The organism is Kribbella pratensis, from assembly GCF_004365355.1.
Lineage (GTDB): Bacteria > Actinomycetota > Actinomycetes > Propionibacteriales > Kribbellaceae > Kribbella.
This window is the reverse complement of record NZ_SODP01000001.1, coordinates 764,225-785,941: the sequence shown is the minus strand read 5'-3', so window position 1 is coordinate 785,941 and position 21,717 is coordinate 764,225. Positions and strand designations below refer to the sequence as shown.

The 21,717-nt window shown below is 69.1% G+C and carries 21 protein-coding genes and 1 riboswitch; of the genes, 17 read left to right on the top strand and 4 right to left on the bottom strand.

Going from position 1 to position 21,717, the window contains the following annotated elements:
* The first annotated feature begins 53 nt into the window (after nucleotides 1–53).
* The 6 genes from EV653_RS03690 to EV653_RS03665 are packed head-to-tail and all read left to right on the top strand — an operon-like array spanning nucleotide 54 to nucleotide 7,370.
* Nucleotides 54–1,268 carry a Wzz/FepE/Etk N-terminal domain-containing protein gene (locus EV653_RS03690; protein ID WP_166679277.1) on the top strand — a complete coding sequence of 405 codons (1,215 nt, stop codon included), beginning with the start codon at nucleotides 54–56 and terminating at the stop codon, nucleotides 1,266–1,268.
* Nucleotides 1,265–2,902 (top strand): hypothetical protein, encoded by a 1,638-nt coding sequence (locus EV653_RS03685; protein ID WP_134097946.1) that lies wholly within the window; start codon nucleotides 1,265–1,267, stop codon nucleotides 2,900–2,902. The genes EV653_RS03690 and EV653_RS03685 overlap by 4 nt, the downstream gene beginning before the upstream one ends.
* Nucleotides 2,899–4,146, top strand: coding sequence for an O-antigen ligase domain-containing protein (locus tag EV653_RS03680; protein ID WP_134097943.1), 1,248 nt, complete (start codon nucleotides 2,899–2,901; stop codon nucleotides 4,144–4,146). The genes EV653_RS03685 and EV653_RS03680 overlap by 4 nt, the downstream gene beginning before the upstream one ends.
* A complete protein-coding gene (locus tag EV653_RS03675) occupies nucleotides 4,143–5,345 on the top strand; it encodes a glycosyltransferase (RefSeq protein ID WP_134097941.1) in 1,203 nt (400 codons plus the stop codon). The genes EV653_RS03680 and EV653_RS03675 overlap by 4 nt, the downstream gene beginning before the upstream one ends.
* 13 nt (nucleotides 5,346–5,358) lie before the next feature.
* Nucleotides 5,359–6,993 carry a right-handed parallel beta-helix repeat-containing protein gene (locus EV653_RS03670; protein ID WP_134097939.1) on the top strand — a complete coding sequence of 545 codons (1,635 nt, stop codon included), beginning with the start codon at nucleotides 5,359–5,361 and terminating at the stop codon, nucleotides 6,991–6,993.
* Nucleotides 6,993–7,370: a hypothetical protein gene (locus EV653_RS03665; RefSeq protein WP_134097937.1), complete on the top strand. Its 378-nt coding sequence runs from the start codon at nucleotides 6,993–6,995 to the stop codon at nucleotides 7,368–7,370. Before EV653_RS03670 ends, EV653_RS03665 begins: the two co-directional genes overlap by 1 nt.
* A gap of 44 nt (nucleotides 7,371–7,414) precedes the next feature.
* Here EV653_RS03665 and EV653_RS03660 read toward each other — a convergent pair whose 3' ends face one another.
* The 4 genes from EV653_RS03660 to EV653_RS03645 form a co-directional block, all read right to left on the bottom strand.
* Nucleotides 7,415–7,957 (bottom strand): RNA polymerase sigma factor, encoded by a 543-nt coding sequence (locus EV653_RS03660; RefSeq protein ID WP_166679276.1) that lies wholly within the window; start codon nucleotides 7,955–7,957, stop codon nucleotides 7,415–7,417.
* Nucleotides 7,958–8,027: 70 nt separating this feature from the next.
* Nucleotides 8,028–9,554: a sugar transferase gene (locus EV653_RS03655; RefSeq protein WP_238159538.1), complete on the bottom strand. Its 1,527-nt coding sequence runs from the start codon at nucleotides 9,552–9,554 to the stop codon at nucleotides 8,028–8,030.
* Between the two features lie 229 nt (nucleotides 9,555–9,783).
* Entirely contained in the window at nucleotides 9,784–10,059 is a 276-nt protein-coding gene (gene pspAA / locus EV653_RS03650; RefSeq protein WP_134097933.1) for a PspA-associated protein PspAA, read from the bottom strand.
* Complete coding sequence (locus tag EV653_RS03645) at nucleotides 10,056–10,883, bottom strand: PspA/IM30 family protein (protein ID WP_134097931.1); 828 nt, start codon at nucleotides 10,881–10,883, stop codon at nucleotides 10,056–10,058. The genes pspAA and EV653_RS03645 overlap by 4 nt, the downstream gene beginning before the upstream one ends.
* Nucleotides 10,884–11,065: 182 nt before the next feature.
* Here EV653_RS03645 and EV653_RS03640 point away from each other — a divergent pair, with 182 nt between their 5' ends.
* The 11 genes from EV653_RS03640 to EV653_RS03590 all read left to right on the top strand — a co-directional run bounded on the left by EV653_RS03640 (nucleotide 11,066) and on the right by EV653_RS03590 (nucleotide 21,567).
* The gene (locus tag EV653_RS03640; protein ID WP_134097929.1) at nucleotides 11,066–11,653 is read left to right on the top strand and encodes a DUF3043 domain-containing protein; all 588 of its coding nucleotides are present in this window, start codon (nucleotides 11,066–11,068) and stop codon (nucleotides 11,651–11,653) included.
* A 20-nt stretch (nucleotides 11,654–11,673) separates the two neighbouring features.
* Nucleotides 11,674–12,684, top strand: coding sequence for an aldo/keto reductase family protein (locus EV653_RS03635; protein ID WP_134097927.1), 1,011 nt, complete (start codon nucleotides 11,674–11,676; stop codon nucleotides 12,682–12,684).
* A complete protein-coding gene (locus EV653_RS03630; RefSeq protein WP_130446846.1) occupies nucleotides 12,684–12,893 on the top strand; it encodes a hypothetical protein in 210 nt (69 codons plus the stop codon). The genes EV653_RS03635 and EV653_RS03630 overlap by 1 nt, the downstream gene beginning before the upstream one ends.
* Nucleotides 12,882–13,015, top strand: a riboswitch (cobalamin riboswitch). It overlaps the preceding gene by 12 nt.
* A 104-nt stretch (nucleotides 13,016–13,119) precedes the next feature.
* Nucleotides 13,120–13,839, top strand: coding sequence for an SCO2322 family protein (locus EV653_RS03625; protein ID WP_134097925.1), 720 nt, complete (start codon nucleotides 13,120–13,122; stop codon nucleotides 13,837–13,839).
* Nucleotides 13,823–14,938: a CbiQ family ECF transporter T component gene (locus EV653_RS03620; RefSeq protein WP_370357173.1), complete on the top strand. Its 1,116-nt coding sequence runs from the start codon at nucleotides 13,823–13,825 to the stop codon at nucleotides 14,936–14,938. The genes EV653_RS03625 and EV653_RS03620 overlap by 17 nt, the downstream gene beginning before the upstream one ends.
* Nucleotides 14,935–16,545, top strand: a complete 1,611-nt coding sequence (locus EV653_RS03615; RefSeq protein ID WP_134097921.1) for an ABC transporter ATP-binding protein — start codon at nucleotides 14,935–14,937, stop codon at nucleotides 16,543–16,545. The genes EV653_RS03620 and EV653_RS03615 overlap by 4 nt, the downstream gene beginning before the upstream one ends.
* A complete protein-coding gene (locus tag EV653_RS03610; protein ID WP_134097919.1) occupies nucleotides 16,542–17,348 on the top strand; it encodes an ECF transporter S component in 807 nt (268 codons plus the stop codon). Before EV653_RS03615 ends, EV653_RS03610 begins: the two co-directional genes overlap by 4 nt.
* A complete protein-coding gene (locus tag EV653_RS03605) occupies nucleotides 17,341–17,868 on the top strand; it encodes a bifunctional adenosylcobinamide kinase/adenosylcobinamide-phosphate guanylyltransferase (RefSeq protein WP_134097917.1) in 528 nt (175 codons plus the stop codon). Before EV653_RS03610 ends, EV653_RS03605 begins: the two co-directional genes overlap by 8 nt.
* 233 nt (nucleotides 17,869–18,101) lie before the next feature.
* Nucleotides 18,102–18,863, top strand: a complete 762-nt coding sequence (cobS, locus tag EV653_RS03600; RefSeq protein WP_238159536.1) for an adenosylcobinamide-GDP ribazoletransferase — start codon at nucleotides 18,102–18,104, stop codon at nucleotides 18,861–18,863.
* Nucleotides 18,864–19,235: 372 nt separating this feature from the next.
* The gene (locus EV653_RS03595; RefSeq protein ID WP_134097913.1) at nucleotides 19,236–20,411 is read left to right on the top strand and encodes an ROK family transcriptional regulator; all 1,176 of its coding nucleotides are present in this window, start codon (nucleotides 19,236–19,238) and stop codon (nucleotides 20,409–20,411) included.
* 79 nt (nucleotides 20,412–20,490) lie between these two features.
* On the top strand, nucleotides 20,491–21,567 hold the full coding sequence (locus tag EV653_RS03590; protein ID WP_134097911.1) for an ABC transporter substrate-binding protein: 1,077 nt from the start codon (nucleotides 20,491–20,493) through the stop codon (nucleotides 21,565–21,567).
* Nucleotides 21,568–21,717: the final 150 nt, after the last annotated feature.

The following is a 21,717-nucleotide window of genomic DNA, read 5'->3' as shown; positions in this document are numbered from 1 at the left end:
GGCCGACGCCCTCTATTAACACGACAGAAAGTGGCGTTCGACTGGAGGGGACTGTGAGCACACAGCAGCTCGACGTCAAGAAGTCTTGGCGGGCCATCCGCAGGCATCGCTGGATCGTGGCGGCCGTAGCGGCGGCAGGCCTGTTCGGCGGGGTCGCCGTCGGGTTCTTCGTGCCGCCCCTGCACACCGCCACCTCGCTGGTGGTGCTGCCGCCCGCGCCGACGACCGACGCGCAGAAGGCCGCCGGCACGCAGAGCACCGACACGCAGGTGTTCATCGCGGAGAGCGAGCCGGTGCTGAAGAGCGCCGGGCAGAACCTGAACCCGCCGCTGTCGACCGAGGTCGTCCGCAGCCGGGTCAAGGTCACCGCCGTCACCCAGGACGTCATCAAGATCGACGCCAAGGGTACGACGGCCAGCCAGTCGATGGCGCTGGCGAACGCTGTTGCCGGGGTTTACCTGGTCTTCGTCACCACGGACCAGAACCTGCCCGGCGATCTGGGGAAGAAAACGGGGGCACGGATCTTGGAGCAGGCGACAACCGCACGCGGTGGAAGCGTGCCGATTCATCTCGGCATCTACGGACTTCTCGGCGCCCTGATCGGCGCGGTGGTCGGATCGATCGGCGTACTGGCCAAGGAGCGCGGCGACCGCCGGCTGCGGCTGCGGGACGAGATCGCCGACGCGGTCGGCCTGCCGGTGCTGGCATCGGTCTCGTCGTACCAGGCGAACGACGCCTCGGACTGGGCCTATCTACTAGAGCATTACTCGCCGACAGCGGTCGAGGCATGGGGGCTGCGCAAGACGCTGCACCACCTCGGCCTGGACGTGAAGGACCGGGCGCCGGTTTCGCTGGCCGTCCTCTCGTTCGCCGGCGACGACAAGGCGCTGCCGCTCGGCCCGCAGCTGGCCAAACTGGCCAACTCCATCGGCATCTCCACCTCGATCGTGGTCGACTCGCACCAGGAACCGTCGGGTGACTCGATGCTGAGCATCCATCTGATCGTCGTCGACCGGGAGGACCCGATCGTGGTCGGCTCGGAACCGACGACCAACACGATCATCGCCCTGTCGGCCGGCACCGTCACCGCCGAGGAACTCGCCCGGCTGGCGGTTGCCGCCGCGGCCGACGACCGCTCCATCGACGGCATCGTCGTCACCGATCCGGACCCGACGGACCGCACCATCGGACGCGTCTCGCAGTCGATGCGCCGGTCGAGCTCGCGGCTGCCCACCCTCCTCACCGGCACTGCGAGGAGGACCAAATGAGCAACCAGCCCTACACCGAACCGGTGGTGAGCGATCCGGCGTGGGCGGACGACGACGGGCTGTTCGACGACAAGCCAACGAACGCACACCCGCCCGACGCACTGGTCACGCTGCGGTTCCTCCGCGACGCGATCCGCCGCCATCTGCGGATCTGGCTCATGCTCGGGCTGGTGGGCTTTCTGCTCGGACTCGGGTCCACCATCGCGGTGCCCGCTCCGAGCGTGTCGGCCACGCGATTGCTGATCACCCATCGCGACGGTGAGGACCCGACCAAGGCGATGGCCACGGATGTCAGCCTGGCGACCACGCACACCGTGGCGCAGCGCGTGATCGACCTGCTCAAGCTGCCGATCAGCCAGGACGACCTGCTGAAGGAATACACCGTGGTCTCCGAGACCGACCGGGTACTCCAGATCAGCGCAGCCGGGAAGACCAGCGACGAGGCGACCGCGCTGGCCGGCGCGATCGCCAAGGTCTTCCTGACCTACCGCAAAGAGCAGATCGCCTTGCAGGACGCCCCGCTCCTGCGTGACGAGGCCGCGGCCAAGGACGACCTGACCTTGGCAGAGCAGGCAGTCAAGGCAACCGGCGACGACCCGACCGCGAACGAGTTGAAGCACCCGAACAGCCCGGAGGGGGTCCGGCTCAGCGCCGCGCGCGACCAGTATGTGTACGTGCGGCAACAGCTGCTCGACTCGCAGGTCGAGGCGCTGCGGATGAACAGCAGCCGGGTGCTCGACGTGGCTGCACCGGTACGGGTCTCGATGAAGCGCACGCTCGTGATCAACGCCGCCACCGGCCTGATCGCCGGTCTGTTCATCGGCCTGGCGTTCGTCGTCGTGCGCGCGCTGATCTCCGACCGGCTGTGGAAGCGCCACGACATCTCGCAGGCACTCGGCGCACGGATCCGGCTGAGCAGCCCGCGACCCTCGCGTCTGCGGCTCCTGCCCCGGCCGCGGTACCTGCGCCCGTCGCAGCGGACCGCGCCGGAAGTGCAGCTGATGGTGCAGCACCTCGATCAGCGCATCTTCTGGGGTGAGCACCCGACGCCGGCGATGGCCGTGGTCAGCGTCGACGACGTGCAGACCTGTGCGCTCGTCGTGGCGTCGCTGGCGGTGGCGCTGGCCGAGGACGGCAAGCATGTGCTGGTGGCTGACCTGACCGAGTCCGGCCGGCTGGCCGCAATGCTGGGGGTCAAGAGTCCCGGCACGCACGAGTCGCGCTTCAGCGCGCCCGGCCAGCGTGTCGACGTCCACCGGCCCGACCAGACCCGCGGACCGGCCCAGGGCTGCTACCTGCACCTGAGCGACAGCAACCGGCCGTCGAGTTCCGGCGACATCCAGCTCGACTCGGCCTGGGAGGTCGCCGACGTCGTCCTTACCCTGACCACGTTGACCCCGGAACTCGGCGCCGATCACCTGGCCACGTGGGCGTCCAACGCCACCGTCGTGGTGACCGCGGGTGAGTCGACCACGACCAAGATCCAGGCCACCGGCGAGATGCTGCGGCTGGCCGGGCTCGAGATCAGCAGTGCCGTCGTACTGCGTCCTGACCGCACCGACGAGGGCGTCGGCGTGACCGAGGCCGAGGCCGGACGTCCGCTGACCGTGGATGTCGAGATGTTCCGCCGATGACGACGATCACCACCCGCCTCGGTACCCAGGGGACCACCCGGGTCCGCCACCGCCCCACCAGGCGCGTCGTCGCGCCGGAGGTACGGCGGCGGCACCGCGTCCAGTTGGCGTGGGCGCTGCTGGTGCTGAACGTGATGACGTTCTTCCCGGGCGCGCCGCACATCCTGCCGATCCCCGGATCGGTCGGCAAGCTGCTCGCCCAAGGAGCGCTGGTCGGCGCGTTGATGGTGGCGTTGTCGGTGAACCGGCCGGTGCGGATCCGGCCGAGCGTCTTCATCTTCCTGGTGATGCTGCTGGCGGCGGAAGCGCTGCTGGCCAGCATCCGGGCCGAGTTCCTGCTCGGTGCGCTGTTCCGGGCCGGACGGCTGTGCGGATTCGCGCTGGTGCTGTGGCTGCTGACGCCGTGGTGGCCGCGCCGCGACCTGCTGCTGGTGCGGACGCACCTGATGGTCCTGTGGGCGATCGTGGCCTCGGTGGTCGTCGGCCTGCTGGTCGCACCAGGCCTGGCGATGACCGAGAATCGCCTCGCCGGCGTCCTCTGGCCGATCCCGCCGACCCAGGTCGGGCACTACACCGCGGGTGCCGCCGGCCTCACGATCGTGCTCTGGATGTCCGGCCACCTCCGTCGGTGGATCGCACTGACCAGTGTGCTGGTGTGCTTCCCGGTTCTGCTGCTGACCCACACCCGGACCGCATTGCTCGCGCTGGTGGTCGGCGTGCTGGTCGCGGGACTGAGCCTGTTCACCGGACGCTCGCGGGTCCGCAAGGCATTCACGATCGGCATCGTCGTCTTCTCGGTCGGGGCGCTCACCCTCAGCTCGGTCGTGACGACCTGGCTCGCCCGCGGGCAGGACGCCCAGGAGCTCGGCGCACTGACCGGACGCAAGTTGGTCTGGGACGCGATCCTGGCCCAACCGCGATCGACCTTCGAGACCCTGTTCGGCTTCGGGCTGTCCAACAAGTCGTTCAACGGCCTGCCGATCGACAGCAACTGGCTCGGCACCTACTACGACGTCGGCCTGGTCGGCGTCGCGATCACGATCATGCTGGTGCTGTTCGTGCTGATCGCCGCCTGGTTCCGGCCGCAAGGCCCGCATCGGGCGCTCGCACTCTTCCTGGTCACGTACTGCGTGATCGCGTCGTTCACCGAGAGCGGGCTGAGCGAGGCGTCGTCGTACCTGCTCGACCTGACGCTGGCCGCGTCACTCGTCTACAACACGTCGACCCGCGAGGGACCGCGATGAAGATCCTGCTGGTACACAACAGATACCGGTCGACCGCGCCGAGCGGCGAGAACCGGGTCGTCGATCAGGAGAGCGCGGCGCTGACCGCACTCGGGCACGACGTCCGGCACTTCGAACGGCACAGCGACGACATCGAGGACTGGCCTGCCTGGCAGAAGGCGACGCTGCCCGGCCGCGTGGTCTGGAACCCGGCAAGCCGGCGCGATCTCGCGACCGCGCTGGCGGAGGAAAGGCCCGATGTCGTCCACGTCCACAACACATTCCCGCTGCTCAGCCCGTCCGTGCTGTACGCGTGCCACTCGGCCGGCGTACCGGTGGTCATCACTCTGCACAACTACAAACTGCTGTGCGCCAGCGGTGACTTCTTCCGCGACGGCCAGGTGTGCCATGACTGCGCCGGCGGCAATCCGGCCGCCGCGGTCGTCCACCGCTGCTACCGCGGATCCGCGCTCGCAACGTCGACGACGGTGCTCAACGCCCGCGGTCACCGGCGGAGCTGGCAGCGGCTGGTGTCGGCGTACATCTTCATCTCCGAGTCGCAGCGTCGGTTGCTTGGGGCAATGAACTTCGATCCGGAGCGGTCGTTCGTCAAGCCGAACGTCGTGCCGTACGACGGTCCCGTCGGCGGATCGCGGCAGCGGCAGGTGACGTACGTCGGCCGGCTGGACGCGGCCAAGGGCGCTCCGCTGCTGATGAAGGGCTGGGACGCATACCGCGCCGTCGCCGGCGACGACGCGCTGAAGCTCGTGATCGCCGGCGGAGGCCCGATGCTCGACGAGGTGACCGCCTGGGCGGCCACCCGGCCGTCGGTCGAGCTCCGCGGACTGATGAGCAAGGAGCAGGTGTTCGAGCTGATCGGGCAGTCGCGCGGGGTCGTGCTGCCCTCGGAGTGGGAGGAAACGTTCGGCCTGGTGGTGATCGAGGCGATGGCGGTCGGAGTACCGCCGCTGGCCTCGGGCCACGGGTCGTTCCCGGAGCTGATCACCGACGGAGTCGACGGCGCGCTGTTCGAGCCGGGCCGTCCGGATGCGCTCGCCAAGCTGCTGCTCGACGTCGACGCGTCCCCCGCGCGGTACGACGAGCTCGGCCGGCAGGCGCGCACGACGTACGAGACGAAACACCGGCCGGAGCAGAGCATCGAGCAACTGCTCGAGATCTACCGGCACGCGATCGAACACCCTGTCACCGCCCACCGTTGAGGTCGAGGACGCCATGCCCCCCGAAGCACACAGCACCCAACGCCGCGAGCCGCCCGCAGCTCGCGCGTGGTACCGCCGTCCGCCCGTACTGGCCACGGGAGGGCTCGTCGTCGCTGCTGCCCTGGTTGCCGGCGGGATCACCTATTTCAGCAACGATCCGACCGCGAAGGCGGACCCCCCGACGTCCGCACCGGGCGTGTCGGCGACGCCCGCACCGCCGGCTCCGACGGCGCCGCCCGCAAGGATCTGCGGGAACGCGAGCATACTGGCCGGCCCGGCCACGGCCCCGGCCGGCGCAGTCGTGGTCAGCACCACCCAGAACCTGAACGACCTCACCACGCACAACCCGGCCGGCACCACGTTCTGGCTGGCACCCGGCACGCACCGGCTCGGCACCGCACAGTTCGCCCAGGTCATCCCGAAGGACGGAAACGTGTACGTCGGGGCGCCGGGAGCGATCCTCGACGGCGGCAGGAAGAACCGATACGCGTTCACCGGGTACGCCAACGGCGTCACGATCAAGAACCTGACCATCCAGAACTTCGGCGCGCCGCGGACCAACAACGACGAGGGCGTGGTCAACCACGACGCCGGCGCCCGCTGGACGGTGCAGGCCAACACGATCCAGCACAACGCCGGCGCCGGGCTGATGATCGGCGACCACAACGTTGTCCGCAGCAACTGCCTGACCGAGAACGGCCAGTACGGCTTCAACGCCTACAACCCGGGCAAGGTGGCCGGCATCACGATCGACCACAACGAGATCTCCGGTAACAACACCGACGACTGGGAGCGGCTCAAGGGCGGCTGCGGCTGCACCGGCGGCGGCAAGTTCTGGGAGGTCACCGGCGCCGTCGTGCGCGGGAACTGGGTGCACGACAACCACAGCGCCGGGCTATGGGCCGACACCAACAACACCGGCTTCGTGATCGAGGGCAACTACATCTCCAGCAACTCCGCCGAGGGCCTGATCTACGAGACCAGCTACAACGCCGGGATCCGCGGCAACGCCTTCGTCCGCAACGGCCTCGGCAAGGGGCCGGAGAACGCGGGCTTCCCGACGCCGGCGCTGTACATCTCCGAGTCCGGCAGCGACCCGCGCGCGCCCGGCGTGTTCAACCAGACCTTCGAGATCAGCAACAACGTCTTCACCGACAACTGGGCCGGCGTCGTGCTCTGGGAAAACGCCGACCGGTTCGCCGGCTCAGCCGCGAACACCAGCAGCGGATCAGGCACGCTGGTGAACCCGTCGGTCGTGACGGCGAAGACCTGCAACGCGACCACGATCAACACCCAGCCGTACCGCAGCGACTGCCGGTGGAAGACGCAGAACGTGCGGGTGCACGACAACGTCTTCGCGCTCGACCCGGACAACATCGGGAAGACCTGCGCCGTCCGCACGGGCTGCGGCTACAACGGGCTGTTCTCGAACTGGGGCACGTTCCCGACCTGGTCGCCGTACCAGAAGGCCACGATCCAGGACGCGATCACGTTCCACCAGGGCAACCGGTTCTTCAACAACACCTACTCCGGCCCGTGGAACTTCATCGTGCACGAGCAGGGCAACGGGGTGAACTGGGCAAGCTGGCAGGGCGCGCCGTACGGGCAGGACACCGACAGCGTGATCAAAGTCAGCGGTGAGCGGTGATGATCGGGCCACCGGAGCGTGCGGTCGGTGAGCAGATCGCCTTGCTCCGCTCGGTCGGCTACGCCGCGTTCGGGCGGCACGAGCGGGATCTCGACGTACTCGACCTGATCTTCGACAGCATCATCGACGCGCCCGGCTCCGGCGACGTACGCCGGCTGCGGTTCTCCGGCCACGGCATCACGCTCGACGTCGACATCCACGAGAGCGGCCGCACCGGTCTGACCATCGAACTGCGGGTCACGCCGTCCGGGCCGCTCGTGGTCGAGTCCCGCGGCGGCGACGCCGAGGGACCGAACGGCGCCCGGCTGGTCAGCTTCCTGCTCCGCTGGCCGGGCACAGCACAACGCCCGGTCCGGACCGCGTGGATCATGCTCTGAGCTGAACACGAACCACTGCGCGGCCCGGACCGGGCTCTGCTGCCTCAGGAGGCAAGCAGCAGTCTGAGTTTCTCCAGGCAGCGGCCGCGGATCGGGCCGATGCTGCCGATCGGGATCCCGATCGTCGCGGAGATCTCGGCGTACGGCGCCGGCGGGTCGGCCATCAGCATGCCGAGCAGCTGCTGCCACCGGTCCGGCAGGCTTTCCAGCGCCCGCCGTACGTCGTCGGCCCGCTCGCCGGCCAGCAGGTCGGCGTCCAGCTCGGGCAGGTCACCGGCCACGTCCTCGAACGCCGTCGCCTCGTAGGTCAGCAGCACCCGCTTGCGGAACGCCAGCACCCGCAGGCATTCGCGCCGGGTGGTGACGACCAGCCAGGCGCCGACCCGCTCGGGGTCGACCCGGTTGATGTGTTCGAGCAACCGCAGCCAGACCATCTGCGAGACGTCAGCGGCGTCGCTGTCGCTCAGCCGGAAACTGCGGGTTACGGCCCAGACGAGCCGCGCATAGTGGTCGACCAGCCGGCTCCAGTCCCCCTGGTCCCCCGCCGCGGCCCCGATCACCAAGGTCGCGGCGTCGGATCGGGCCACGCCTGATCCTTCCAGTACAGCAGTCACGAATTCCCCCCTCGGGAATGCACATCCATAAAATTGCGTCGCTTCAGTACGCGCCGTCGCTCCCCAGCACGGCACGAGCGGTTTTCCACAAAATGAGCAGATCCAGTGCGATCGACCAGTTGTCGGCGTAGCGCAGGTCGAGCCGCATCGACTCCTCCCAGGTCAGGTCGCTGCGACCGCTGACCTGCCACAGGCCGGTCAGACCCGGCTTGACCAGCATCCGGCGCGCGTCGTCGATCGCGTACTGCGCGACCTCGGCCGGTAGCGGCGGCCGCGGTCCGACCAGTGACATGTCCCCCCGGAGCACGTTCACCAGCTGTGGCAGCTCGTCGATCGAGAACCGCCGCAGGTACTTGCCGACCTTCGTGATCCGCGGGTCGTCACGCATCTTGAACAGGATCCCGTTGCCCTGGTTCAGCGCGTGCAGCTCGGCCTTGCGGGCCTCGGCGTCGGCCACCATCGTGCGGAACTTCAGCATCTGGAACTCCACACCGCCGCGGCCCACCCGGGTCTGCCGGAACAGCACCGGCCCGCGACTGGTGAGCTTCACCAGCACAGCGGTGACCAGCAGGATCGGCGAGACCCCGAGCAGCAGCAGGCATCCGACCACGCGGTCGAAAATGCTCTTCAGCATGTGCGGCCCGCCGCTCACCGACGGCCGCTCCAGGTGCAGCAACGACAGGCCGGCGACCGGCCGGATCGAGATCCGCGGACCGGCGACCTCGACGATGCCCGGCGAGACGATCAGCTCGACCCCGCGCTGCTCGAGCGCCCAGGACAGCTTGCGCAGCGAGTGCCCGGCGAGCTCCGGATCGGCAGCCACCGCAACCACTTCGACGTCGAACTGGTCGACGCCGGCCAGGATGTCCATCTCGGTCCGGCCGAGCCGTTCGAACTCGGCGTCCTCGAACACGTCGCCGCGGGGCAGACAGCTCGCCACCACGACGTACCCGTCGGCCGGCCGCTCCTCCAGGTGCCGCGTCAGCGTCATCACCTGGTCGTTGCGTCCGACAACGAGCACCCGGCGCATGCAGCGCCCGGCGAACCGCCGCCAGGAGATCTGCCGGTGCAGGAACCAGCGGCCGACCATGGCCGCGAGACAGGTCGTCGGCACCGCGAGGATCACGAATCCTCGGGCCACCTCACTCTTGGTCGCGTACGACGTGATCGCGACCACCGCGGTCAGTGCGACCGCGGCCCGGATGATCGAGCGGAATTCCTCCGGTCCGGTGCCGAAGTACCTGGTTTCGTAGCCGCGCTGCAAGGCCACACACGCGATCCACGCGATCGGCAGCAAAGCCCCCAGCACGAAGTAGCCGAGGTTGATCGAGGCCCCGAACCGGGCCACCAGCGCCAGCGCGGCGCCGATCACCCCGGCGCCGAAATCAGCCGCCAACGATGCCCGACGGTACTTCGCCACCCACCGTGCCTCGGTGAACCGGGCCGAGCGCGGCAAGACTGCCGGCACCTCGTCCGGAACGACCCAGACCGGCCGACGACGCTCCCCTGACGGCGCCGGCCGTAGATCAGCCGGCTCAGCGAGCCCTTCGGACATGACAAATTCGGTCACGCACAGTCACCCCCCACAGGTGATACCGAAACCCGCGACCAACCCACTCCCCGTCACGGACCTCGTCCAACACCGCCCCCACAACGGCGTGTCCCGAACAGTACTACGGGAACGCGGCAGACAAAAGCACTGATGACCAGTGTTTACCGGCGCGCCACCGCGCTCACAGCAAAAGACCCCCGGAACCCGTTTTCGGGTCCCAGGGGTCTCGTTCGGCTACTGGAAGTGATCAGCCGGCGATCAAGCCATCGCCGCTGATCAGTTCACGCATCTCGGCGAGCGAGCTGTCCGACGGGGGCAGGATGGCGTCGGAGTCGTGCAGCTCGTCGTCCGGCACCTTCTCACCGGAGCGGACGAAGTCCAGCAACGCCGCGAAGGCGGACTGGTACGCGGTCTCGTCACCCGACGACACGGCCTTCTCGAGGTCGCCGTCGACGGTGTTGAGCGCGTCGAGCTTCTCGTCGGCCAGTCGCCACTGACCCTCACCCATGATGCGAACGATCACCGAACATCTCCGTCCTGAGGTCTCACCGGCTCGGCGGCCGGCTGTTGCACTGGCTGCTGGGCGGTCTGGGCGGACTGCTGGGCCGCGCCCGGTGCCTCACCGGAGATCTCCTTCGGCGCCCCGCCGCCGGAGAGCTGGGCCTTCATCGCGGCCAGCTCGTTCTCCACGTCGGAGCCGGACGACATCCGGTCCAGCTCCAGGGTGATGTTGTCCTTGACCGTGCCGCTGGCGTCGTCCAGCGCGCCGGAGGCGAGCAGCTCGTCGATCGCACCGGCCCGGGCCTGCATCTGCTGGGTCTTGTCCTCGGCCCGCTGGACCGCGAGACCGACGTCGCTCATCTCCTCGGAGATGCCGGAGAAGGCCTCGTTGATCCGGGTCTGCGCCTCGGCCGCGGTGTAGGTGGCCTTGATGGTCTCCTTGCGGGTCCGGAACGACTCGACCTTGGCCTGCAGCCGCTGGGAGGCGAGCGTCAGCTTCTCCTCCTCACCCTGCAGCTGGGCGTGCTGGGTGGTCAGGTCGTCGATCTGGCCCTGCAGCCCGGACTTGCGGGTCAGAGCCTCCCGGGCCAGGTCCTCACGGCCCATCGAGAGCGCCTTCTGGGCCTGCTCCTGCAGCTTCGCCGACTGGGACTGCAGCTGGGAGGCCTGCAACTCCACCCGCTTGCGACTGGTGGCCACGTCGGCCACACCCCGGCGTACCTTCTGGAGCAGCTCGAGCTGCTTCTGATACGAGTAGTCAAGGGTTTCGCGAGGATCCTCGGCCTTGTCCAGGGCGGAGTTCGCCTTGGCCTTGAAGATCGTCGACATCCGCTTGAAGATGCTCATCGATATCCGTACCCCTTCTGTGCCGGACTGACGACCCGGCGTGCGTGTCATCCACCCTATGTGCCTATGGGTCACCAGACCATCAGGACCGGCCCCGATGCTGTCCCCTATAAGATTCGGGGTAACGAGGTCCGGGGACCACCCCGAGTCGTGACCTTCCCTGCGAATGAGGTTCTGACCCCGTGTTCCGTCGTTCCAAGTCTGAATCAGATACCACCGTACCTGCCGAGCCCCAGGGCAAGGCCGGAGGCAAGGGTCGCCCGACCCCGAGCCGCCGCGAGGCCGAGGCAGCGCGCAAGGCCGCGTTCAAAAAGCCGCGCAACCGCAAGGAGGCCTCGGCGATCCGCCGGGAGAAGGTGCGGACCGAGCGCTCCAAGATGCAGGCGGCCATGCAGACCGGCGACGACCGGTACCTGCCCGCCGCCGACAAGGGCCCGGTGCGCCGGTTCGCCCGGGACTACGTGGACGCGCGGTACTCCGTGATGGAGTTCGCGCTGCCGATCCTGCTGGTGGTGTCGCTGGTCGGCGTGGTGTTCTCGCCGCAGTTCCCCTGGCTGGCGGGGCTGGTCAACCTGCTGTTCCTGGCGATGATCCTGCTGATCGCGGCGGACTGGTTCCTGCTGACGGCCGGCCTGCGGAAGTCGGTCGGGATCAAGTTCCCCAAGGAGTCCACCAAGGGCCTCGGGTTCTACGCGGTCCGGCGGACCATGCAGATGCGCCGCTGGCGGCTGCCCAAGCCGATGGTGAAACGCGGCGAGAAGCCTTCCTGATCGGACGGTAGGGTCGGCGTATGGACTTTCGCTTTCTCGGCAACAGCGGTTTGAAGGTCAGCGAGATCTCGTACGGGAACTGGCTCACGCACGGGTCGCAGGTGGAGAACGAGCAGGCGAGGGCCTGCGTGCGGGCGGCGCTGGACGCCGGCATCACGACGTTCGACACCGCGGACACCTACGCCAACACGGCGGCCGAGTCGGTGCTCGGCGAGGCGCTGGCCGGTGAGCGACGCGAGTCGCTGGAGATCTTCACCAAGGTGTACTGGCCGACCGGCCCGAAGGGCCCGAACGACACCGGCCTGTCCCGCAAGCACATCCACGAGTCGATCAACGGCTCGCTGAAGCGGCTCGGGACCGACTACGTCGACCTGTACCAGGCCCACCGGTACGACACCGAGACGCCGCTGGAGGAGACGATGGAGGCGTTCGCCGATGTCGTCCGCCAGGGCAAGGCGCTGTACATCGGCGTCTCGGAGTGGACCGCGGAGCAGCTGCAGGAGGGCCACAGGCTGGCCCGCGAGCTGCGCATCCCGTTCGTCTCGAACCAGCCGCAGTACAGCATGCTGTGGCGCGTGATCGAGGCCGAGGTGGTGCCGGCCTCGGAGGAGCTCGGCATCGGCCAGGTGGTGTTCTCGCCGATCGCGCAGGGCGTGCTCACCGGTAAGTACCTGCCCGGCCAGCAGCCGCCGGAGGGCTCGCGGGCCACCGACGAGAAGGGTGGCGCGACGTTCATCAAGCGGTTCCTGACCGACGACGTGCTCACCCGGGTGCAGGAGCTGAAGCCGATCGCGGACGAGGTCGACCTGTCGCTGTCGCAGCTGGCGGTCGCCTGGGTCCTGCAGAACCCGAACGTCTCCTCCGCGATCGTCGGCGCCTCCCGGCCCGAGCAGGTCACCGAGAACGTGAAGGCCTCCGGCGTGAAGCTGGACGACGGCCTGCTGAAGCGGATCGACGAGGTTCTCGGCGGCATCGTCGAGCGCGACCCGGCCAAGACCGCGCAGAACTCACCGCAGGCGCGGGTGGCGTGATGAGCTGGAACTGGCGGTTCGAGACCGCGTCCGGTGCCCTGGTCGACCCGGGTGAGGTCGGCGGGGCGGAGTTCTCGGCCCAGGGCGACGCCGAGAGCTGGCTGGGCGAGGTCTGGCGCGACCTGGCCGACCGCGGCGTCAGCCAGGTCTACCTGCTCGAGGACAACCGCGAGGTCTACGGGCCGATGAGTCTGTCGTCGGCAGAGTAGAGTTCCGGTCGAACCACACGTCTGCGTCACAGGGAAGCCGGTCGAAGTCCGGCGCTGACCCGCAACCGTAGGCCGCCCTCGGCATCTGTCCGAGGGCGGCGAGCCGGAACACTGGGACACAGGCAGACAGGCTCACCTACCCGCCGTGGTCCGCGGGTGGAGCCCCTACCCTGCCGGTGCAGGCGGGACCTCCTCCACCGGGCTGCGGCCCGAACGAGGACACGAGATGACTGCACATCGGACCGTACGACTGGTCTTCAGCCTGCTGGCGGGTCTCCTGCTGGCTGGGACTGTCGCAACCGTCACAACCAGCGCTGCTCAGGCCGAGGACGGCTACCGGTTCTGGGGTTACTACCAGTGGACCAACGGCGCGTGGACCTTCTCCCAGAAGGGCGCCGACGCCTTCGTACCGGCCGACGGCGGCGTCGAGGGCTGGCGGTTCGCCGTCGGCGGCGCCAAGCCGCGGGTGCCCCGGGCCGCCGGCGACTTCGACGCGATCTGCGGCAAGACCCCGGCCGAGACCGGCAAGAAGCGGGTGGCGCTGGTCGTCGACCCCGGTACGCCGGAGGACGCGGTGAGCGGTGACACTCCGGCCCAGCCGACCGGCACCTGTGTGGTGACGGATCCGAAGTCGAACGGCGCACAGGTCCTGGCCGCGGTCGCACCGGTCCGGATCGAGAAGGGCCTCACCTGTGGCATTGCCGGCTACCCGTCCAAGGGCTGCGGCGACCAGGTGAAGAGCATCAACGTCCCCGCTACCGACGCCCCGGTCACGCTGCAGGTCGGTCCGGCAGTGGGTTCGACGGCCGTCCAGCCGACACCGGCCGCGTCCTCGAAGGACGACAGCGGAGCGCCCTGGACCGGCATCATCATCGCGGCAGTCGTCGTGATCCTGCTGGGCGGAGGCGGCTTCTTCCTCAACCGCCGCCGTGCTGCGGCCAAGTAGTAGCCGAGTAGCAGTGCGCGCCGTCCACCGCCTGACACTCCCCCGGGCACTCCACCCGGGGGCCTGGTGGTTGTGGGCACTCTGCATGGCTGTGGCGGCCAGCAGGACCCGCAACCCGGTCCTCCTGGTCCTGATCCTCGCGGTGACCGGATTCGTCGTGGCAGCGCGCCGGAGCGATGCTCCGTGGGCCTACAGCTTCACTGCGTTCCTGAAGCTCGGCCTGCTGGTGATCGGCATCCGCGTGGTCCTGCAGGCGCTCCTGTCGACCCGCTCGCAGGGCACCACGGTGCTGTTCACACTCCCGCAGCTCCCGTTGCCTGATTGGGCTGCGGGCGTCAAGCTCGGCGGGGAGGTGACCGCAGAGGCTCTGGTGACCGCTCTGTACGACGGTGGGCAGCTGGCCGTCATGCTCTGCTGCGTGGGTGCTGCCAACGCACTGGCCAGTCCACGGCGCCTGCTGAAGTCGTTGCCAGCCGCCCTCTACGAGATGGGCGTGGCCTGCGTGGTCGCACTGACCTTCGCACCTCAACTGGTGACCGACGGCCGCCGCATCCGCGCTGCCCGCCGTTTGCGCGGCCGTACGCGCGCCTCCTTCCGTACAACAGCTATGCCGGTGCTGGAAGGCGCACTGGACCGGTCGGTCGAGCTCGCTGCTGCAATGGACTCCCGCGGCTACGGCCGTACGGCGCATGCCCCGCGGGCTCAGCGTCGGCTCACAGCGCTGTGTGTGTTGCTCGGGCTGCTGGGCATCCTGCTCGGCGTCTACGCGTTGCTGACCGACTCCATGTCGTTCCCGCTCGCCGGGGGCGCACTGGCGATCGGCGTACTGCTGGCGGTCGGTGCGATGGCGGTCGGGCGCCAGCGCGTGGCCCGGACGCGGTACCGGCCTGACCCGTGGGCGCTGCCCGAGTGGCTGGTCGTGGCGGCCGGTGCGGTGGCTGCGGGCGCGATGGTGACTGCCGCGGTGCGTGGAGTGCACGGTTTGCTGCTGGACGGTCCGTTGGTCGTCCCACCGGTTCCACTGCTGCCGGTTGTCGGCGTACTGATCGGACTGGTGCCTGCGTTGGCCGCACCTCCGTTGAAGAAGGCGGTCGCATGATCGAGTTCGACCGCGTGTCTGTGACCTACGACGGCGCCAGCGAGCCGGCGCTGCGGGACGTGAGCCTTATCGTCCCGGAGGGTGAGCTGGCGCTGGTGATCGGGCGGACCGGGTCCGGCAAGTCGACACTGCTGCGGGCAATCAACGGACTGGTGCCGCACTTCACCGGCGGCACGCTGTCCGGCCGAGTGCTCGTCGACGGACGGGACACCCGGGAGTACCGGCCGCGGGACCTCGCGGATGTGGTCGGGATGGTCGGCCAGGACCCGATGGCGGGGTTTGTCACCGACACCGTCGAAGACGAGCTCGCGTACAGCATGGAGTCGCTGGGCATGGCGCCGGACGTGATGCGGCGGCGCGTCGAGGAGACGCTGGACCTGCTGGGGCTGGCCGACGTACGGGACCGTGCGCTCACGTCGTTGTCGGGCGGCCAGCGGCAGCGGACCGCTATCGGGGCAGCGCTCACGTCGCATCCCGCCGTACTCGTCCTGGATGAGCCGACGTCTGCACTGGACCCACAGGCGGCCGAGGAGGTGCTGGCTGCGCTGCAGCGGTTGGTGCACGACCTGGGTGTCACTGTGGTGCTGGCGGAGCACCGGCTCGAGCGCGTCATCCAGTACGCCGACCGCGTGATCGAAGTACCGGGTGGTGCCGCTGCTGTCTCGACAGGGCTGCCTGGCGAGCGCATGGTCACCGCACCGGTCGCACCACCTGTCGTCGAGCTGGGGAGGCTGGCTGGTTGGTCGCCGCTCCCCCTGTCCGTGCGGGACGCCCGGCGGGCTGCGGTCGCGCTGCGTCGTCAGCTGGACAGTGCTGCACCGGTGCGGGCAGCTGCTGAGCTAGGTGATGAGCTGGCCCGGTGCAGTGATCTGGTTGTTGGCTATGGCAACGTGATGGCGTTGCGTGGTGTGTCGCTCAGCGTCAAGTCCGGTGAGGTCGTCGCACTCATGGGCCGCAACGGCGCAGGGAAGTCCACATTGCTCAACACCCTCGTCGGCATCCTGCCGGCTCGGTCGGGCACTGCGGTCGCATCCGGTACAGACCCGCACCAGATGAAGCCGGCGCAACTGGTGAAGGCCGTTGGCCTGGTCCCACAAGAGCCTGCCGATCTCCTGTATGCCGCCACGGTCGCCGACGAGTGTGCTGCCGCGGACTCCGACTTCAAAGTCCCCGCAGGTAGTTGCCGTGCACTCCTCGAGCGGCTGGCACCAGATGTGGCTCTGGATCTGCATCCGCGGGACTTGTCCGAGGGACAGCGGCTCTGCCTGGCGCTGGCCGTCGTATTGTGTGGAGCTCCGCCATTGCTGTTGCTGGACGAGCCGACGCGCGGGCTGGACTACGGCGCCAAGCGGCGGCTGGTGGCGATCCTGCGGGAGCTGGCCGCGGCCGGCCATGCGGTGATTCTGTCGACGCACGACGTGGAGATGGTGGCCGAGGTCGCCACTCGGGTGATGGTGCTCGCCGAGGGCGAGTTGGTGAGTGACGGCGAGGCGGCCGAGGTGATTGCCGGGTCGCCGACGTTCGCGCCGCAGGTGGCGAAGATCCTTGCTCCGTTGCCGTTCCTGACCGTCGGAGAGGTCGCGGACGCATTGGAGCGGGCGTCGTGAGGCTGATCCGGCTCAAGCCACGGAGTACGGCGACGCTGCTGGTGGCGTCGCTCGTCGGCGTACTCGCGTTCGGGTGGCCGCTGTTCTTCCGGACGTCGCAGGCGGGTGCGTCCGCGATCGGTCACACGACGGATGCGCCGTGGTTGTTCGTGTTGCTGCTGCCGTTGCTGGTGGCCGTCGTACTCGCGGAGCTGTCCGAGTCCGGGATCGACGCGAAGGTGATCTCGCTGGTCGGCATGCTCGCCGCGGTCGGTGCGGCGTTGCGGGCGTTGGGTCCGGGTACGGCGGGGCTCGAGCCCGGGTTCTTTCTGCTGGTGCTGGCGGGACGGGCGTTCGGCGCCGGGTTCGGGTTCGTGCTCGGGGCGGTGTCGCTGCTGGGCGGGGCGTTGATCAGCGGAGGGGTCGGGCCGTGGATGCCGTTCCAGATGTTCGCGTGCGCGTGGGTGGGGTGTCTGGCGGGGTTGTTGCCGCGGGTCGGCGGGCGGTTGGAGTTGCTGCTGCTGGCGGCGTACTCGCTGGTCTCGGGCGTGCTGTACGGCGTGATCATGAACCTGTGGTTCTGGCCGTACGCGACGTTCGGCAGCGCGTTCTCGTTCGTCCCGGGTGACGCGCTGGCGGCGAACCTGCATCGGTATTTCCTGTTCGTGGTGGCGACGTCGCTGGGCTGGGACATCCCGCGCGGCATCCTGTCCGCCGTGCTGGTCCTGGTGCTGGGGCGTCCCATCCTGAACGCATTCCGTCGTACGGCGCGGAAGGCGGCGTTCGAGGCGCCTGTGGTTTTCGAGCGGAGGACCGATGTCTGACCGAAACCTGATCCTGGGCGGAGCCCGCTCGGGCAAATCCATCGCCGCCGAACGCCTGCTGTCCGCCGAGCCCGACGTCCTGTACGTCGCCACCGGCGGAGACGACTCCGGCAACGCCGAATGGGCCGCCCGGGTCGCCAAACACCAGTCCCGCCGGCCGGCGTCGTGGGGTCTGGCCGAGACGATCGACCTGATCCCGCTCCTCGCAACACCTGGCCCGCCGCTGCTCATCGACTGCCTGACCCTGTGGCTGTCCCGGACCATGGACGCCGCCGACGTCTGGACCAACCTGCACGGTGCCGACGCCATCGAGCAACAGATCGCGGAACTGGCCGACGCCTGGTCCGCCACTCCCCGCCGAGTGGTTGCCGTTAGCAACGACGTAGGCTCCGGCATCGTCCCCGCCGACCCCGGCACCCGCCTCTTCCGCGACCTGATGGGCCGCCTCAACACCACCATCTCCCTCGCGTCCGACCAGGTCCTCTGGACCATCGCCGGCCGAACCCTCCCCCTCACATGACGCAGCCACCCCAAGACCCCCCTCCGGACGCACCAGACGGCCCCCGGCCGCACAGCCCCGGCGCCACCGGCCAGCCGCGGTCGGACGGCGCAGACACTGGCCGGCCGCACACCCCCGGATCCACCGGACGATCCCCCGGCTCTGCCGGACAACCCACGGGCTCCGCCGAAGGCGCTCAGCCCGTTAGCCGGGCCAGTGACCCACTGCCCGCCTCGAGCGGATGGCTTGATGCGGTGCGGCTGGCTTTTGGGACGCTCACGGTGCTGCCGTCGGGTATTCCTTCGCGGGTTGATCGAGTGGTTGGTGGGCGAGCTATGACGCTCGCCCCGCTTGTCGGACTGGTGATCGGTGGGGTTGCGGCGGGCGTGATCGCTCTGGCCCAGCTGGTGAAGCCTGAGGCGGACCTGTTGGCGGCCGTGTTGGGAGTCCTGGTGATTGCCGCGCTGTCGGGTGGATTGCACCTCGACGGATTGGCAGATTTCGCGGATGCGCTCGGGTCCCGGCGGGATCGCGAGACCATGTTGCGGATCATGAAGCAGAGCGACATCGGCCCGTTCGGTGTCGTCGCGATCGTCGGCGTACTGCTCCTCGACGTCGCCGCCCTCACCGCCTGCATCCAGTCCGGCTACGGCTGGCAGGCCAGCCTGATCGCCACCACCGCAAGCCGCCTCACCCTCCCCTGGTCCTGCCGTACGTCGGTCCCCGCAGCGCGCCCCGACGGCCTGGGCACGTTCGTCGCCGGCACAGTCCGCCCGCTCACAGCCACCATCGCCACAGCCGTCGTACTCGCCGCCGCCGTCGCCGCCGCACTGACCTGGCCGTCCCCGAGCCGTCTCGCAGGCTCGGCCGCCGCGGTCCTGCTGGCCGTCGCGACGAGCCTCGCCACCACCCGCCGCGCGAGGACCGCCCTCGGCGGCACGACCGGCGACGTCCTCGGCGCGACCATCGAACTGGCCCTCCCCGCAGCCCTCCTCAGCCTCGCCCTGACCCCCTGACCCACCCCTGTCCTCGCCCCACCCCCAGTCCGCCCCCGTCCGCGCACCCCTGGCCCGTCCCCCTTCCCCGCACCCCGCCCCGTCCCCGGCACCCCGCCCCGTCCCCGGCACCCCGCCTTCGCCCCACCCCCCGCATTTGGCTGGTTCACCCATCAGTTCGGGGGTTAATGACCCTGATTCCGGGTCAGGAACCACTCAATTGGTGGGTGAACCAGCCAAATGCGGATCTGGTAGCGGGGTGTGTGCGCTGGAGTGGTTTAGTCTCGCGGTTGAACGATCCAGCGGGGTAGTGACAGCGAGGTTGCAGACGATGTTCCTGGTTCACGAGCGCGGAGCGGCCACGCTCGCCCCGCGATCCGTTATCTTTATGTAATGAACGCAACCCGCCCGGCGCCGGGATCGCAGGCTTCGCTCCGCGAAGCCAACCGTGCGCGCGTTCTCGGAGTCGTCCGGCAGCACGGCCCGCTGACCCAGGTCGAGATCGCCGCTGCCTCCGGCCTGTCCGCGGCCACCGTCTCGAACATGGTCAAGGAGCTGGACCAGGCCGGCATGGTCGGCCTGTCCCGCAGCATCCGCAACGGCCGCCGTGCCGTCCTCGTCTCGCTCGCGTCCGGCGGCGGTCTGCTCGCCGGTGTCGCGTTCGGCGAGCGGGACGTCCGGGTCGCGATCGCCGACGAGTCGCGCGAGATCCTCGCTCAGCAGCTGATGCCACTGCAGGCCGACCACGTCGCCGACGACGGCATGGAGCGGGCCGCCCGGCTGCTCGCCGACCTCGCCGAGACGGTCAGTTCGGGGGTGGAGAACATCTCAGCGATCGGGTTCGGGCTGCCGATGCCGGTGGACTCGGTCAGCGGCGAGGCCGGCTCCGACGCCGTACTGCCGGGCTGGCGCGGCGTCAACGTGACCGAGGCGATGGCCGGTCACCTCCGTGCCCCGGTGGCCCTCGACAACACCGCAAACCTTGCTGCGCTGGGCGAATTGCGGGCCGGCGCGCTCCGCGGCGTACGCAACGGCTGCTACCTGAAGTTCTCGTACGGCGTCGGCGCGGGGATCGTGATCAACGGCGACGTGTTCCGCGGTTCGGCCGGGACGGCGGGCGAGATCGGCCACGTCACGATCGACGAGAACGGGCCGATCTGCCGGTGCGGCAACCGCGGCTGCCTGGACACGTTCGTCGGCTCGCGGGCGCTGATCAACAGCCTGGCCGCCTCGCACGGACCGCTGCGACTGAAGGACATCGTGATCCGTGCCCTCGGCGGCGACGTCGGCTGCCGCCGCGTGATCGAGGACGCCGGCCGACGGGTCGGCGTCGCGGTGGCCGGCGTGGTGAACCTGCTCAACCCGGAGGTTGTGGTCGTCGGCGGCCTGATGGCCGAAGCCGGCGAACTCATCCTGGCGCCGCTGCGTGAAGCGCTCGACCGGTGCGCGATCCCGAGCGCCGCCGCGACCGTCGAGCTGCGCCCCGCCGAGCTCGGCGACGAGGCCGACATCGTCGGCGCGATCCACCGTGCATCGGTGCTGAGTCACAGCAATATCTCTATTTCTTGAATTCAAGTCTTGACGCCAAGACGCAGGGGAGCTTGACTTCGGGCAGGCCAATCGGGCCGTCTCGTCAAGGAGCCGCCATATGTCCTTCTCTGCAACTCGTCTCGTCGGGCTCGGCATCGCCGTCTCGGCCCTGGCCGTCTCCCTGGTGGGCTGCGGCTCGAACGACGACTCCGGCAGCGGCTCAGGCAGCGCGAAGAAAATCGCGCTGTTGCTGCCCGAGTCCAAGACCACCCGCTACGAGGCGCTGGACCGCCCGCTGTTCACCGAGGCCCTCAAGGCCGCCTGCGGTAACTGCGAGCTGATCTACAGCAACGCCGACCAGGACGCGTCGAAGCAGCAACAGCAGGCCGAGGCCGCGCTCACCCAGGGGGCGAACGTGCTCGTCCTCGACCCGGTCGACGGTAAGGCCGCCGCGGCGGTCGTCAGCTCCGCGAAGGGGCAGAACGTCCCGGTCGTCGCATACGACCGGTTCATCGAGAACGCCAACTACTACGTCTCGTTCGAGAACGAGGCCGTCGGCAAGCTTCAGGCGCAGACCCTGGTGGACGACCTGAAGGCGGCCGGCAAGACGTCGGGCAACATCGCGATGATCAATGGCTCGCCGACCGACCCGAACGCGGCCGACTTCAAGAAGGGCGCACACAGCGTGCTCGACTCGAGCGGGTTCAAGATCGCCGCCGAGTTCGACACCCCGGACTGGAGCCCGGACAAGGCGCAGGCCTGGATGGAAGGCCAGCTGAGCGCGATCAAGAACGGCCTGGTCGGCGTGTACGCCGCCAACGACGGCACCGCGGGCGGTGCGATCGCGGCGCTCAAGGGCGGCGGCGTGAAGCCGCTGCCGCCGGTCACCGGTCAGGACTCGGAGCTGGCCGCGATCCAGCGGATCGTCGCCGGCGACCAGGCGATGACGATCTACAAGGCGGTCAAGCCGCAGGCCGAGGCCGCCGCGAAGGGTGCGGTGGCGCTGGCCAACGGCGGCAAGCCCGAGTCGACGACTGAGAAGAGCGGTGTGCCGTCGACGATCCTCGACCCGGTCGCGGTGACCAAGGACAACATCAAGGACACCGTGATCAAGGACAACATCTACAAGGTCAGCGACATCTGCACCGCGTCGTTCGCCGCCGCCTGCGCCGCGGCGGGTCTGTCCAGCAACTAGTCGGAACCGACCGCCCTCGGCGTAGCCCCCCGCAGTGAGGTGCGGGGGGCTACGCCGGACCTCTCCCCAACCGCGCCCCCGGCGAGGATCATGGCGTGAAATAAGTCCTGGAGGCTGATCTCGTGACACTTCCCTCGGCTACCCCGGCCC